This window comes from Streptomyces sp. NBC_00663 (assembly GCF_036226885.1).
Lineage (GTDB): Bacteria > Actinomycetota > Actinomycetes > Streptomycetales > Streptomycetaceae > Streptomyces.
On record NZ_CP109027.1, the window covers coordinates 3,140,946 to 3,154,613 of the forward strand.

Annotated in this window: 18 protein-coding genes and 1 tRNA gene; 1 reads left to right on the top strand and 18 read right to left on the bottom strand. The window is 70.1% G+C overall.

Translation table 11 applies throughout. The annotated features are described in order from the left end of the window. Positions 1-26 precede the first annotated feature (26 nt). Entirely contained in the window at positions 27-1,325 is a 1,299-nt protein-coding gene (gene nrtL / locus OG866_RS14025) for an ArgS-related anticodon-binding protein NrtL (protein ID WP_329334701.1), read from the bottom strand. A gap of 160 nt (positions 1,326-1,485) precedes the next feature. Beyond that, positions 1,486-2,010: a response regulator gene (locus OG866_RS14030; protein ID WP_443063523.1), complete on the bottom strand. Its 525-nt coding sequence runs from the start codon at positions 2,008-2,010 to the stop codon at positions 1,486-1,488. 106 nt (positions 2,011-2,116) lie between these two features. Here OG866_RS14030 and OG866_RS14035 point away from each other — a divergent pair. Then, positions 2,117-2,188, top strand: a tRNA-Arg gene (locus OG866_RS14035). Between the two features lie 133 nt (positions 2,189-2,321). Here OG866_RS14035 and OG866_RS14040 read toward each other — a convergent pair. The 16 genes from OG866_RS14040 to OG866_RS14115 form a co-directional block, all read right to left on the bottom strand. Beyond that, positions 2,322-3,812, bottom strand: a complete 1,491-nt coding sequence (locus tag OG866_RS14040) for a tyrosine-type recombinase/integrase (RefSeq protein ID WP_329334704.1) — start codon at positions 3,810-3,812, stop codon at positions 2,322-2,324. Further along, on the bottom strand, positions 3,809-4,003 hold the full coding sequence (locus tag OG866_RS14045) for a helix-turn-helix transcriptional regulator (protein ID WP_329334706.1): 195 nt from the start codon (positions 4,001-4,003) through the stop codon (positions 3,809-3,811). Before OG866_RS14045 ends, OG866_RS14040 begins: the two co-directional genes overlap by 4 nt. Before the next feature lie 475 nt (positions 4,004-4,478). Further along, positions 4,479-5,954: an ATP-binding protein gene (locus OG866_RS14050; protein WP_329334707.1), complete on the bottom strand. Its 1,476-nt coding sequence runs from the start codon at positions 5,952-5,954 to the stop codon at positions 4,479-4,481. A 2-nt stretch (positions 5,955-5,956) separates the two neighbouring features. Beyond that, positions 5,957-6,787: a bifunctional DNA primase/polymerase gene (locus OG866_RS14055; protein WP_329334709.1), complete on the bottom strand. Its 831-nt coding sequence runs from the start codon at positions 6,785-6,787 to the stop codon at positions 5,957-5,959. Then, positions 6,784-7,128, bottom strand: a complete 345-nt coding sequence (locus OG866_RS14060) for a hypothetical protein (RefSeq protein WP_329334710.1) — start codon at positions 7,126-7,128, stop codon at positions 6,784-6,786. The genes OG866_RS14055 and OG866_RS14060 overlap by 4 nt, the downstream gene beginning before the upstream one ends. A gap of 86 nt (positions 7,129-7,214) precedes the next feature. Next, a complete protein-coding gene (locus OG866_RS14065) occupies positions 7,215-7,505 on the bottom strand; it encodes a hypothetical protein (protein WP_329334711.1) in 291 nt (96 codons plus the stop codon). Positions 7,506-7,523: 18 nt separating this feature from the next. Then, entirely contained in the window at positions 7,524-8,318 is a 795-nt protein-coding gene (locus tag OG866_RS14070; protein ID WP_443063524.1) for a deazapurine DNA modification protein DpdA family protein, read from the bottom strand. Next, the gene (locus tag OG866_RS14075) at positions 8,315-8,911 is read right to left on the bottom strand and encodes a hypothetical protein (protein ID WP_329334715.1); all 597 of its coding nucleotides are present in this window, start codon (positions 8,909-8,911) and stop codon (positions 8,315-8,317) included. Before OG866_RS14075 ends, OG866_RS14070 begins: the two co-directional genes overlap by 4 nt. Before the next feature lie 14 nt (positions 8,912-8,925). Continuing rightward, a complete protein-coding gene (locus OG866_RS14080) occupies positions 8,926-9,117 on the bottom strand; it encodes a hypothetical protein (protein WP_329334717.1) in 192 nt (63 codons plus the stop codon). Next, a complete protein-coding gene (locus OG866_RS14085) occupies positions 9,114-9,389 on the bottom strand; it encodes a hypothetical protein (protein WP_329334719.1) in 276 nt (91 codons plus the stop codon). The genes OG866_RS14080 and OG866_RS14085 overlap by 4 nt, the downstream gene beginning before the upstream one ends. Before the next feature lie 141 nt (positions 9,390-9,530). After that, positions 9,531-11,768, bottom strand: coding sequence for a cell division protein FtsK (locus tag OG866_RS14090; protein ID WP_329334721.1), 2,238 nt, complete (start codon positions 11,766-11,768; stop codon positions 9,531-9,533). A gap of 75 nt (positions 11,769-11,843) precedes the next feature. Next, positions 11,844-12,170 (bottom strand): hypothetical protein, encoded by a 327-nt coding sequence (locus tag OG866_RS14095; RefSeq protein ID WP_329334723.1) that lies wholly within the window; start codon positions 12,168-12,170, stop codon positions 11,844-11,846. A gap of 25 nt (positions 12,171-12,195) precedes the next feature. Beyond that, positions 12,196-12,366 (bottom strand): pRL2-8, encoded by a 171-nt coding sequence (locus tag OG866_RS14100; RefSeq protein WP_329334725.1) that lies wholly within the window; start codon positions 12,364-12,366, stop codon positions 12,196-12,198. 2 nt (positions 12,367-12,368) lie between these two features. Further along, positions 12,369-12,686 carry a hypothetical protein gene (locus OG866_RS14105; protein ID WP_329334727.1) on the bottom strand — a complete coding sequence of 106 codons (318 nt, stop codon included), beginning with the start codon at positions 12,684-12,686 and terminating at the stop codon, positions 12,369-12,371. A gap of 3 nt (positions 12,687-12,689) precedes the next feature. Beyond that, positions 12,690-13,079 carry an RRQRL motif-containing zinc-binding protein gene (locus OG866_RS14110; protein WP_329334728.1) on the bottom strand — a complete coding sequence of 130 codons (390 nt, stop codon included), beginning with the start codon at positions 13,077-13,079 and terminating at the stop codon, positions 12,690-12,692. Then, a complete protein-coding gene (locus OG866_RS14115) occupies positions 13,079-13,237 on the bottom strand; it encodes a hypothetical protein (RefSeq protein WP_329344596.1) in 159 nt (52 codons plus the stop codon). Before OG866_RS14115 ends, OG866_RS14110 begins: the two co-directional genes overlap by 1 nt. Positions 13,238-13,668: the final 431 nt, after the last annotated feature.

Below are 13,668 nucleotides of genomic sequence, written 5' to 3' on the forward strand. Positions count from 1 at the left end.
TCTTCGCTGGCTCTCTGTTCGCTGTCTCAGAGGTGTTCGGGTGCGTCGATGCCGAGCAGGGACAGGCCACCGGCCAGCACCGTCCCGGCGGCTTCGGCGAGGGCGAGCCGGGCGCGGTGGGCGGCCGAGGGTTTCTCGTCGCCGCGCGGCAGCACGGTGGGCAGGACGGCGAGCACGGCATCGGCGACGGTGACGAGGTGCCGGGCAAGACGGTCGGGGGCACGGTGGGCCGCCGCCTGGGCCAGGATCCGGGGGTGGTCGGCGAGGAGGGGGGTGAGGGTGTGCCGGGGGTCGGCGGGTTCGCCGGGTTCGGCGGGCGCCGCGGATACGGCGGGTTCGGAGGGCGCCACGGGTGCCGCAGGTACGGCGGGTTCGGCGGGTTCGGCGGGCGCCGCGGACTCGGCGGGTTCGGCGGGCGCCGCGGATACGGCGGGTTCGGAGGGCGCCACGGATACGGCGGGTTCGGAGGGCGCCACGGGTGCCGCAGGTACAGCGGGTTCGGCAGGCACCGCGGGTTCGGCAGGCACCGCAGGTTCGGCGGGCGCCGTGGACCTGGTGGTGAAGCCCAGGTCGGCGGCGTTGCGGGTGAGGGCCCGGGTGCGGGCGTGGGCGTAGCGCACGCGGAAGAGGGGGTTGCCCTCACGCTGGACGAGGTGCTCGTCGGTGATCCGGGGCCGGTCGTGGGCGGCGGGGTGGAGCAGGGCCCAGCGGGCGGCGTCGCGGCCGAGGGAAACGGGGTCGGCGGGGGCGGGCACAGGGCGGATGCCGACGTCGAGGGGGGCGGGGGCCTCGGGGGTGCCGTGGGCGTCGACGCGCACGCCGAGGACGTCGGTCCACTCGGCCGCAGGAGGTCCTTCACAGCTAGTGCGGACGAGGGCGCCCTGGGAGCGGAGGATGCGGGAGACGGCGTCCATGACGACGACGGCACGCACCTCGCGGGCCGCGTGCAGCTGCACGACCTGGCCGCTGAGGCCATCCCCGAACCCGTACCGCGCACCGCTCCCCAGGATCTCCTCCACGAGGGCGGTGGGCAGGGCATGGGCGTCGCTCAGGCTGAAGTTGAGGAAGCCGGGCCCGGTGACGACGACGTCGGCGATGCCGTCGGTGCCGCTCAGATGCGGCCGCAGGATCTCGGCGACACGGCGGGGCAGCTGTCCGGCGGGGCGGGCGAGCTGGAGGGCGATGTTGGTGGCGTAGTCACCACAGCCGCCGGGTCCGGGGGGTGTGACGACGGCCCGTCCCGGCACGGACACGCTCAGCTCTCCACCGTCGACAGCGCGACGGACCGCGCGCAGCACGGTGCGGGAGAGCTCGACGGGGGTCACGGGACAAGCGTATGGGAGGAGGGGGGTGGGTAGGCGAGTCGGTTTAGCGGAAGGTCCGGGATGTGGACGCGCATGGACGCGCATGGACGCGCGTGGGCAGTCGCAGCCAGCCACAGACAGCCATGGAGTACCGATCCACACAGCGGAGCGGCAGCGCTGATCAGCCGCCGGCCCGCCCGGCCCCCTCGGTCTCACCGGCGCCGAGGACACTGTCGAAGACCGCGTCGTCACTCCCGTCCGCCTGGTCCGCACCGTGCCTGCGGTCCATCAACTGCCGCACGAGCTGGACGAGTTCGGCGGGCTCGAAGGGCTTGGCGAGGAAGGCGTCGACACCGACGTCGAGGCCGCTCTCGACCTCGTACTGCGTACAGGCGCTGACGATGGCGAGCGGCAGATCACGGGTCCGGGGGTCGGAGCGCAGCCGAGCGGCGGTACGAAGCCCGTCAAGACGGGGCATCACCACATCAAGGGTCACCACATCGGGCCGCACCTGATGCACGATATCCAGACACTCGGCACCATCGGCCGCGGTCACGACCTCGAGACCCTCCAGCTCGAGATTGACCCTGATCAACTGCCGGATGACCTTGTTGTCGTCCACAACAAGCACCCGGCCCGACGCGCCTGGCACAACTCGAGAGTAGGTCCGGACCGGCCACCGCGTCCGGGTTTTCCCGACTTCCACCCCTACCGGGGACCGTGAGCCCCTCTGACCGCCGGAAATACCTGTTCATGAAGACCTCATCGAAGCTGGTAGGGTTCTACCCGTCGCCGCGCACAGTGCGGCGGACGCCCGCGTAGCTCAGGGGATAGAGCAACGGTCTCCGGAACCGTGTGCGCAGGTTCGAATCCTGCCGTGGGCACTTGCCGGTCAGAGACTCCAAACCAGGGTCTGACCAGGGCATACGCCGAGAGAAGAGGGCGGGAGTCAGTCTCACTGACTCCCGCCCTCTCTCGTTGTCTCTCAGTGTTCCCGACACACCTCCGACACAGTCGTCAGGTCGTGTCGCGGCCCCCGCTCTCGGAGCTCTCAGGCTCCCAACCCATGGTCTTCTCGATCTTCTTGTTGTTCTCCTCCTCGCTGTTGTCGACGCAGCCCGCGTAGTGGCGGTCGATGACCTCTGGAGAGGTGCCCGCCCGGCGGGCCACCTCCGCCACGGGGAGGCCGGAACGGAGCCAGTCCGTGATGCAGGTGGCGCGTCCGTCGTAGGGCTTCCGGGCGAGCGGCGACGCGTACTTGTACGGCGGGAACGCGTACTGCCGAGCCTCCTGCCAGACGCGCCAGTAGCTGGACGTGCCGACCAGTCCACCCCGCTCGTTCTGGAACAGCCGGCCGTCCGCCGCGGTGCCGAACTCCTTCACGTGCGCTCGAAGCATCGCCACCAGGACTGGTGGAATCGGCACGGGGCGGTCTGCGGCGGGGTCCCGCATCTTGAGGCCGCGCTTGTCGTGCCGCTCGCCGGAATCGGTCCACTTCTTGCCGGATACGGGGCGGGTTTCCCGGAGGGTGAGCACGCCCCAACCCGTCTCTGGCAAGTGGCAGTTCTCCAGCTTCAGCCCTACGACTTCAGCGGGGCGCATCGCGGCGTAGAGGATGCAGCCGAAGAAGGCGACGAGACGTCTCCCCCGGTTTCGGTGCACCGACCCCACGTAGGAAACGGCCGTCAAGAACTCCCGCCCCTGCGCTGCGTTCATGAGGACGCGCGGGTCGATAGGGCCGCTCGCAGCAGTGGACGGCCGTTCCAACTCCGCGATCGGGTTTTCCTTCAGATATCCCTTCTGGACTGCGTACGCCATGGACATGTTGAACCCGCGGCGACGACGCTTGTAGGTGTCCTTTGCCGCCAACTTGCCGTCGAGCTTGTAGGCGAGCCGGTAGTGGACGTCTTCCGCAATGCTGGAGTTCGCCAGGGCCGACAGCGGTAGGGAGTTCTCCCGCAGCCACGTGCAGACCTTTTCCAGGTCCGGCGGCGGCTCCTCGTTCGCATGCGCTGGCACGATGCCCCATCTCACAGCCCGTCGCACGGCGCGGAGTTCAGGAGCATCCGCCCCCTCTCCCATCATGCCTAGGGCCGCCGATGCAAGGCTGTCCGCGTACCCTTCCCGCGTCTTCGCCGCGGCGGTGCGCCAGCGACGTTGCATGAACTCACGCGAGAATTCCCACCATGTGGGGTCCAACTTCGCCTCGGCCTTTGCCGCTTCTGCCGCTTCCGCCTGTCGCACTTCCGACTCGGGCAGACCCGATTCGATCTCGAATGGCTCGCCGCGCCGGTTCATCGCGTGCAGCAGCTCATTGCGTCGACTCTCGGCGAGCGGGAGCGTGGCGAATGTGTCGCCCCATACTCGACCAGCCACCACCCAACGAACTCTCCATGGGCGGGACTTGCGGCCGGTCTTGGCGATTTTCCAGAGCTTGACATCAAAGGTGTAGCCCGGCCGGGCAGACCCACGAGGGCGCCCGGCCGGGGTGTCGTTCTCAGTGCTCACGCAGCGTCCTCCCGCTCCGCAAGCCAACGCTCATACTCGGATCGGCGAATTCGTACGTCCCCGTTCGGCAGCTTGATTGAGCGGGGGCCTTTCCCGAGTTGGCGCCACCTGTAGAAGGTAGCCGGGGCTACCTTGAGGTCCGCGAGGACCTCCTTGATGGTCAGCTTTTCGTCCCGCGCGGGGGCGCTCATGCTGCCGTCCTCTCTTGAGTTGTGCTCTGAATCTTGGGCCCGCCCCTCAGGGAGTCCGCATCTGTCCTAAGTGCGGATTTCTGCGTCATTGCGTCATCAGCGTCATTCGCGCTTCTGACCAGCGGCTTTGTGTGACGCAGCAGTTTGGGCGTGCGTCATCGGTGCGTCATGGCCTGCGTCATCGGTGACGTAGCCCATGACGCAGATGACGCAGGATGACGCAGGCGCGGCCGTCTGCGTCATGGTCGTAATCGCAGGCCAGGGGCCGTTTTCCGGCCCGCATGACGCAGATGACGCAGCGTCTTTCCACTTAGGACAAAACAGGGGGTGTCTGTTGGGGTGCGGTGGCGCTTCAAGCGTGAAGAGGGAGCCGCTTCGCGGCGCGACCCGTGGGCGGCGTTCCGCCGAACAGTAAGAAGAGCACGCGCCGCCGGTGCTCTTCTTACTTGTCCGGGACGACCCAGCGGAGCGCGGGTCAGAACATCCGCTTCTGGTCGTGCGGCGGCGGGGCCGCGAGGCGGGTCATTTCGAGGTAGCGGCCCTCAGCGGTGCGGCCGGAGTCGATGAGGACCCCGCGGGCGGCCAGGGTGGGTTGGAGCCGCTTGAGCCGGTCGGAGAGGACCTTTCCCGTGGTCGGCCACCCCTTAGGCAAGGGGCGGCAGTCTTCGCCGCTGTAGAGGCCGCTGAGGAGGTGCAGCCACTCCGTGGACGTCATCCGCTGTTCGGCGCCCGGTTCGAGGCTGTCAGCATGCCTGAGGACGGTCTGGGCAAGTAGGTCGCCCTCGATGACGTCGTCGTTGAGGTCATCCAGACTGGCACGGTAGGCCGTGAGCGCCCCCCAGCCGGTCGCGGCATCGAGCTGCGCGCACAGGTGCGCAAAGTCCGCCATCCGCAGATCGGTCGGGGTCTCCGCTTCCACCGCGCGGACCTTGACCGTGAGGTCCAGGAGCGAGCCGAGGACGACGGGCAGCGCTTCCGCGTACTCCGTCCACAGTTCGGCCTCGGTCCGCCGGACTTTGGGCCGTTCCAGTCGCAGCGGCAGGAGCCGTTCGGCGAGGTCGGGCCGGATGACGCCGACGTCGATGCCGGTCAGCAGCAGCGGGCGGCGGTAGCGGGCGCGGAAGACGTCCCCGTCGGTGAACAGGGCCCGCTTGACGTTCTCGGCGCCGGTGACGATGCAGCACATTGCGTCGGACAGGTCCGGGGTCATGTGGGACAGGTTGTCGAGGGCGGTGACCCATCCGGCGGCCACGGCCGCGATCAGGTTCTCCTCATCCTTCGGCGCGCGGCGCAGGTCGCCGCTCATGCCCTCGATGATGCGGATGAGCATGCGTCCGCCGGTGGACTTGCCCGCGCCCTGGGGGCCGGTGAGGAACGGGGCGGGGACGGGCACGGACGGTCCGAGGCAGCCGATGAGCCAGGCGATGGCCAGGCACTCGGTCTCGGCGTTGGCGAAGTTGCACAGCCCCAGCAGCAGGTCGATGCCTTTGCCGTTGGTGTCCTTGGCGGGCAGGGGCAGTTCCCCGGTGAGCTGCGTGCGCCGCCAGCACACCTCGCGCGGATCGGGAACCTTGATGTCCCAGCCGGTGGGGTGGATACGGACGGACTGCCCGTCGGCGCGGCCCAGGTCCAGCCACGTCGCCCCGTCGAAGCCGGGGGCAACGCGAATGTGCACGGGCTGTACGTTCTCGGTCAGTGCGAGTGCTTCGATCAAGTCCAACGCCTCCTTGAGGGCGGTTCCGTTGAACACGCCGCGCCCGTCTTTGAACAGGCCGACCATGAGTTCTTGGCGGTGGCTGCCTGTGGTGCCCTGGGAGCGGATGGGGCGGGCGACGGGGTGGCCGTTGCGCTGGGCGTAGACGGTGCCGTCGGCGGTGCGGAAGTACCGGAAGTTGGCTTGCGCGTAGGCCGTGATGATCTCGCGTGCAGGGTTCTTCTCGTCCTCGGACATGATCAGAGTCCCAGCCGGGCGCGGGCGTTGGCCCACGCGTCGGTGCAGTGCCGGGCCGTTTCGCCCTTGGTCTGCGCGGCGGTGAACAGGCGCGTGATGTGGGCGTCGGTGAGGCAGCCGCACCGGCCGTGCGCGGACAGCACCGCGAGGAAGGTGCGGTAGACGGTGTGGTGGATCGCGCTGCGCGCCGCGGTGATCTGCTGTTCCGCGATGGTGATGCCGCGTTCCAGGTAGGCGGGTGTGCGGTGGGGGCACTCCCCGCCCCCGCCAGGCACGGTGACGGTCTGCGGCGTCGGCCGGATCGTGGGTGTCCTCGCGGTGAGCGCACGGACCGCGTCCGGCAGGGCGGCGATGCGGCCAGTGCCGGGCCCGAGATAGCGGGCGTAGGCCATGGAGGACTTGATGTCCACGCCGGGCCGGACGCCGTTGCACGAGCGCATGACGCCCTGGTAGATCCAGTGCTGGCCGCGTGTGGTCGGCACGGTCCGCGTCGCGGGCAAGTTCCGCTGTGCCCACGCGACGGCGTCCCGGGTGTCGAGGTCGACCACGGTGAGGCGGGCGCCACCGGGGTGGTAGCCCACGCTCGCGGCGCCCTGCCATGCACTCGCCCACGCCGGCGAGATGATGACGCTGGTGTCGGCGGTGGCGGCGGCCCAGCCGTGGCAGGGAGCGGGGCAGGTGCAGGGGCCCGAGGTCTTCATGTGCGGGCGCCCGCCGCACGAGGTGTACAGGCATGCGGGGCAGTTGGCGAAGGGCACCTTGCCCTTGCGCAGCGGCAGCACGGGCAGCCCCTCGGCCGCGAGCCGGAGGGCGGTGTGCAGGTGCTTGGTCATGCTGCCGCACCGTCCGTCCACAGGTTGAGGATGCGGGCGCTGTAGGCGTCCATCGCGGCGGCGAAGTCGTCGTGGTCGCCGCTGTTGAGCGCGTTCAGCAGGGCGGCGGTCTCGGGGTTGGGGCCGGGGGGTTCGAGGCCGTTCAGGTCGCGGGTGAGGGTGTGCAGCAGGGCCCAGGTCAGGTAGCGGTCCAGGTGCATGCGGTGTTCGATCAGGACGAGTGGCGGGCCCGCGGTGAGCAGGACCAAGACGGTGCTTCCGTCGGGACGGGGCTCGGTGCGGACAAGGGTCACCCGCTCCGGGCCGTCCGGCACTCGCGGGATGTCGGTGTGGTCGGTCATGCTGTAGGTCTCCTGCTCTCTTGGAGGGACTGGAGAACCGGGGCGGGCGCAGGCTTGTGGTGAGACGGCGCCCGCCTCGGGCGTAGCTAGAAGGGCGGCTCGCTGCTGTAGCCGTCGGACGCCCACGGGTCGCGGGCGGTGCGGCGGCGCCGCAGCCACCGGGGCCGACGCGGCAGGGGCAGCAGGGGCAGGGCCCATGCCGTCCAGCAGGGACAGAACTCGTAGTCGGTGCCCTCGTACTCGCCGGTCTCGGGGTGGCCGTAGTCGTGGGCGACGTCGCCCACGCCCTGGCAGTTGGGGCAGTTTGGGTCGGGGGTGTCGGTCAGAGCCACGGCCCGGCGGGGACAGCCGACGATCCTGAAGCGGAGACGGAGCATGGGCGTTGGTTCCCTTCGTCAGGCTGCGTCGAGGGCGGGTTGCTGCCAGGTGGGCAGCGCATCGAGGACTCGGGTACGCCAGCGCAGGGCGTAGTCGATGCAGTTGGCGCAGTTCTTGTGGGTGTGGCCGGGCAGGGCCGGACGGCGGCGGGCGTGGTAGCTCCATGCGGCGGAATCGGCCGAAGCGAGCAGATGGCCGACGCGTTCCAGACCGAGGGTCTTGAAGCCGAAGCCGTGCAGGCGCAGCCCGTGTGCGGCCATCGCGGTGACGATGGCGGCGCCCTCGCGGGTGGACTGCAAGCGGCAGACCGAGCCGAGCCCCACCGTGGGTTCTCGGGTCAGGTCGACCCCGGCGCGCTCGTACAGTTCCGCGCACAATTCGTAGTCCGCGACCGTCCGCCCCTGAAGCACCGGGGCTATGCGCAACTCGGGCGCGAGGGAGCGCAGTTCCAGGAAGTTGGCGACGGTGCGGCGGATATGTTCCGGCACGCTCAGGTGGGTGCCGGTGAAGGTGTTCGGCCCGGCCGTGCCGCCGTGGATGATGAGGTCCTCGCACATCCAGTCCTGCGGGGCGGCCCAGTCGTAGGGGCCGACGCATTCCCAGATGCGGCGCAGGTCCTCGATGTACTGCCGCGGGGTGCGCGTCCACCGGCCGTGGCGTTGGAGCTCCGAGAATCCGCCGGAATCCACCGCGTACGGACCTTGCGCCTCATCGAGCTTGACCGCGTTCACGAAGTGCTCGGACTTCAAGAACAGCGGCACGTTGGTAAGGCGCACCCAGTGCCGCTTGTGAGTGGTGAGGTAGAACCTCATCGATCACCCTGCGGCAGCTCCGGCAGGCCCGCGCGTTCCAGGGCGAGGGGGTCGTAGCCGGGCAGGGCGGCACGGTGGATGAGGGCGGCGGCGAGCTGTTCGGCGTAGATGGCACCGGCGGCCTGCGCGACCTCAACCTGTGCGGTGGCGCGGATGGTCTCTACGCGTTCGAGGTGGGCGTATTCCTCGCGCCGCTCGCTGGTCTCGCGCTGGAAGGCGACGGTTTCGCGGCGGTCGGTGCGCCAGTAGCGGGCGGCGAGCCCATAGGCGCCGGCGGTGGCCAGCGACCACAGCAGCAGCGGCAGGGACAGACCGTCCGCGTATCCGGCCACCCCGGCGAACGCGAGGGCGCCGGAGGCGGCGAACGCGGTGCCGACAAGGACGGTGTCGCCGGTGGCGTTGCCCGCGACCACGCCCGCGGCAGCGGCACCCATCGAGAGGGCGGTCATGAGCACGGCGTTGCCGAAGGAGTGTTCGGCGCCGTGGGCGTTCCAGATCCGGGCCAGGATCAGCACGGTGGAGGTGGCCAGCGCAGGCGCGGCCTTGGGCAGCGCTGCGGCCACCCAGTGCGGGGCAACAGTGGTCTCATGCACGGGAGTTGTTCCCTTCAGCCGAGTTGGGACAGGAAGCGGACGAAGGACGCCACGAGGTCGCGGATGGGGCCGTAGGCGCCGGTCCCAGCGGTGAAGAACCCGAACAGGAACAGCACCACCGCGGCGCCCGCGTTGCTGGCGCGGGTCTTGACGGCGACGACGGAGGCGAGGGCGAACAGCAGCACCGCGGAGAGGGTCAGGGTCATCGCGACACCTCCGAGCGCGGGGTGTCGGTGCCTGCGCGGTAGATGCGGGCCCACCGGTTGTAAAGCCAGCGGCCGATGCGTATCCGCTTGCCGGTGGCGTTGCAGCGGCGGCAGTCCTTGCCGCGCTTGAGGCGTCCCTTGCGGTCGGACTTCATCTTGAAGCCCCAGCCGGAGCACTTGCGGCAGGTGCCGAACGGCGACACCGCACACACCGACACGTAACACAGGGTGACGCCGATGAGGAGGGTGATAGCGAGCAGGACAGGGGTCATCACGAGCCCTTCCAGGCGGTTTTCAGGGGTTTCCGCAGGTGGGCCGCTATCCGCTAGCGGCCTGATCAGAGTGGGTTTGTGGCGCTAGCGGGGCCGCTAACGTTAGCGGGGTGTGCCGCTAGCGCTAGCGGCCCCGGAGCGTCAGCCCGCGTCCCGGTTTCCGTCACGCTCCGCAATCGCTGCGGTGATGTGGGAGCGGTCGATGCCGCGCCGGTTGACGACCTTGCCGTTGACCCGGCGGCCCACCTGGATGGTGGAGATGCCGTGCGGCTTGAGCGCGGCGGCGAGGGCCTCGGGGTCCCAGCCGTCGTAGACCTCGGGCCGCAGTTCGGCGAGCCGGGCGACGACGGTTTCGGACCAGACTTTGGGTTCGTCGGCGGGGACCACGGCGAGGATGTCCCGCAGTAGGTCATAGCTGCTGCCGGTGTCCTCCGGCTCCTCCCCGAGAGCGTGCCCGGTGAGGGTGCCGGCGAGTTCGCGGGCCTTGCGGGCGCGGGCGCCGATGGCCTCCGCGGCGGGGGCGTCCACGTACACGGAGCCGACGATGCGGGCGTCGGAGCCTTCACCCACGAAGTAGTGGATGCCCTTGTCACCCCAGCTGAACATGGTGGCGCGCACGCCGCGCTTGTAGGCGGACGTGCCGAGCACCATGTCGTTCTCCAGCTGGCCCATCACCTTCAGGCAGAACCGGGCCGACGCGTTCGCGCTGATGCCGGTGGGCAGTGCCTTGGCGTCCGGGCGCTGCGTGGCGAGCAGGAGCACGATCCCGGTGGCGGGGCCGCGTTTGACCAGGTCAGTGCAGATCTCTTCGAGTTCCTTGCCGTGCTTGTCGTGCTCGAACCACACCTGGCACTCATCCACCCCGACCACGATCGGGTGCAGTCCCAGGTTCTTCATGTCCGCGAGCTGGGAGGTCACCTTCGACTCGGGGCAGATGTCCCGCGGCAGGGTGCGGATCATCTTGGCGCGGCGGCGCAGTTCCTCGCGCAGCGCGCGCAGGTCCCGCACCGCGTACTCGATGTCCTCCTCTTCGTCACCGGCGCGGTGGCGGTGGGAGACGGCGTTGCCGACCGGGTCCAGGTCGCCGGTTCCCTTCAGGTCGTAGGTGTGCAACTCAGCGCGCGGATCGAGGGCGGCGATGAGCAGCAGCAGGCGCAGGAGGAAGGTCTTGCCCATGCGGGGGATCGCGCCGATGACGGCCGCGATGTACATGAGGGTGATCTCCACCCAGCGTCCGCGCTGGTCGGTGCCGAACGCGACCGGCTTGAACAGGTCCGTGGTGCCCGCCTTCAGCAGCGGCCATACCGGCTTCTTCGCCTTGGACATGTCCTGGTCCCCGACCCACAAGACCAGGTGCCCGGTGTGTTCCTCGGCCACCGCTTCCGGCCACACGCACCCGAGCGGGCGGCGCAGGCCGGACGCGAGCCGCTCACGGCGCTCGATGATGTCGGTCACGGTGACGCCGTAGGGGAGGTTGCCCTCCGCACGCCAGCCGGGGCCGTCGCGGGTGATGGGGGCGGTGAACTCGAACCCGTCCCGGCCCTTGCCCTGCGCCTGGTTGATGGCGGGGATGCCGAGTGAGCCGAGGGCCCGCAGCACGATGTCACTGGTGAGCTTGACCGCGGTCGGCAGTTCCACCGCCCGGTGGATGACTGGTGCGTCGGCGCGGCGGCCGTACGTCCCGAGCGCCATCACCACGGCGCCGACCGACAGGGCCTGAAGCCAGCCGGGGGCGAGCACGTAGATGGCGAGAGCGGAGCCGAGCCCGACGAACATCGCGAGCACCGCCACCAGGGTGCGCAGCCTGACGCGTCCGTCGCGCTGCCGCGACAGCTTGAGGTACTCGGCTGCGTCCTCGCGGCGCACCGCGGCGAGCCGGACCGGCTCGCCCTCGCGGTCGGCCACCCACCGCATAGTGCCGCCGACGAAGCGGGCGGCGCCGGTGGGGGCCTGGAAGGTGAGACGGACGGCGTAGATGGGGGAACGCAGCGCGTGATAGCCCATCGAGTGGGCGTAGTGGCGGGCCACCCACCGGGCCGCGGTGCGCAGTTCGGTGAGGGAGCGCAGCCACTCCGGCACGACCGCGCGGCGCCGGGCACCGGCGAGCCGACCGAGGTAGCCCGGCCCGGTCGCGGCCGGAGCCGACCCATCGACTATCACGCGGGCGGTCGGGTCGCCCGACTCGCCACCCGACCCACTGCCGTGGGAGTCGGGCGACCGGTCGGCGTCGGGTCGGGCGGTCGGGTCGGCCGACTCGGTCCGGGCCGACCGTGCCTTGTCGAGGTCGACTACCTCTCCCCCAGGGTCGGGGCGGGAGTCGGCAGCCATCTCGGCTTCCAGTCGGTTGAAGAGTTCGTTGTCGTCGTCGGGGTGCTTCACTGAGAGTCCTTCCAGATCTGCGGGAGGGTGGGCCCGGCCGAACGCTGTAGGAGGTGAGCGGTCGGGCCCGTTGGGTTACAGGCCGGGCGGGAGCGCGCTGCCTGCGGGGAATTCGAAGACCGTGACCAGGACGTCCATGCCGGGGTCATCGGCGTAGGCAACGCGGGTGTAGATGACCGTCAACGGGATGCCGTCGCGGCCGGTGGTCGGATAGGCGCGGACATCGTGTCCCCAGGCCCGGCGTCGGCTGACCGTGAACCGGGCGTAGGACGCCGGGATCACGCCGTGCATGCCGAACTTGCTGCCGGACAGGCACACCGCCCGTGCTGAGTCGGCAGGTAGCGGCTGACCGAGCGAGCCGCCCGAGCCGCGGAACAGGCGACTGATCCGTTTCAGGTTCATGCCTGAACTCCTCCTTGGCGGGCGGTCACCACCAACTGGACTTCTTCTTGGGCACGGGGTTGGGGCAGCCGTTGACCATGTGGTCCACGCACGCCGGGCAGTCCTCACGCGGCCGGAGCCTGCGGTGGATGCTCCGGTCGCGGGCGTGCTGCCAGCACTGCGGGCACTCGCCCGGAGGCGTCTCTGTGCGCGCCATGGTCACCACCAACTCGATGACTTCTTGGCGGCCTTGGCGGCGGCGAAGTCGTTCACGACCCGCTGCCGTTCCTTCTCCAGCGCGGTCAGCTCCGCGGTGAGCCGCTTCATCACCGACTGCGTCAGCATCTCCAGCTTGCGTTCCGCACGACTGGCGCTCTTGTGCCGCGCCACCTTCAGCGCGCCCCCGGCGAGGGCGGCCATGATCTGGCGGCGCTCGGAGCCGGTCAGCGGCCACCACTCCTGCTTGCGGACCGCCGCGATCTTGCGCTGTGCATGCAGGATGTCGCGGTCCAAGCGGCGGGTGTCGGGCTTGCCCATGAGTCAAGTCCCCCTTGTCTGAGTGGAGTTGGCGTCGATGCAGAGCCCGCACAGGCCGTACCTGCGCGAGATGCAGTAGCTGTAGGTGATCCGGCACTGCGGGCAGGTGCGGCGGGCGAGCATCGCCAAGGCGAGCGCCCCCCACTTGCGCGATGTCATCGGCCGGACCGGCATGGCGCGGTCGACGCGGTAGAGGTAGGCGACGCGCACGCCGCCGGCTCGCCGGTTGACCCGCATGACTTGTGCCGCGATCGTCTGGCCACCGGGACGCAGCCCCATCGCACGGAGCTGCCGGCGGGTGGCCAGACCGTCCGGGGCCAGGCGCCACGGGTAGGTGGGAACGCCGTGGAACACGCCTTTCGGGTCATAGCACTTGCCGAACACGGCGGACATCAGGCCGCGTCCGCCGGTCGCCGTGACAGGTCGGCCGCGCGCCGGAGCAGAGCCCGGACGGCGTGGTCGGCCTGGAGCGGGAGCACGCCGTTGCCCAGCGCCTTGAGCTGTGCGGAGCGGGTCAGGCCAGGGACGTTGGTGACGTGGCCGGCGCGCAAACCCATCATCCATTCGACGAACGCGGGGCTCAGGCGTCCTCGATCGTCAGTTGCCCGGGGGGCACGGCGGCCGGTGACCGCCTCCCACCGCGCGACCGCCGGGGCGTACTGCCCCCACTCCAGGACGGAGGCGCCTCGTCGAGGCTGTTCAGTTCCCTCGGCACCTCCCCGCTCGCCAACTCCACTGCCTGTTCCAGACTCGGCGATGAGCTGGAATTCAGGACTGCCGACCGCCCCGTCCGGGCGGCTGCCACTCGCGGCGTCGGGAGCAGTTGCACCACTGCGGACGACAGCGCCAAGTCCCCCTTGCTGCCCCGCTGGTTCGGGCCACCCTTGTCCCCGTCCGACGCTCGCGGCGTGGGCAGCAGGGCCACTGCCGTCCGCAGGTCCGGGCCGCCCTCCCCGTGCGCTCCCGCTCCGTTCGTGTCCGA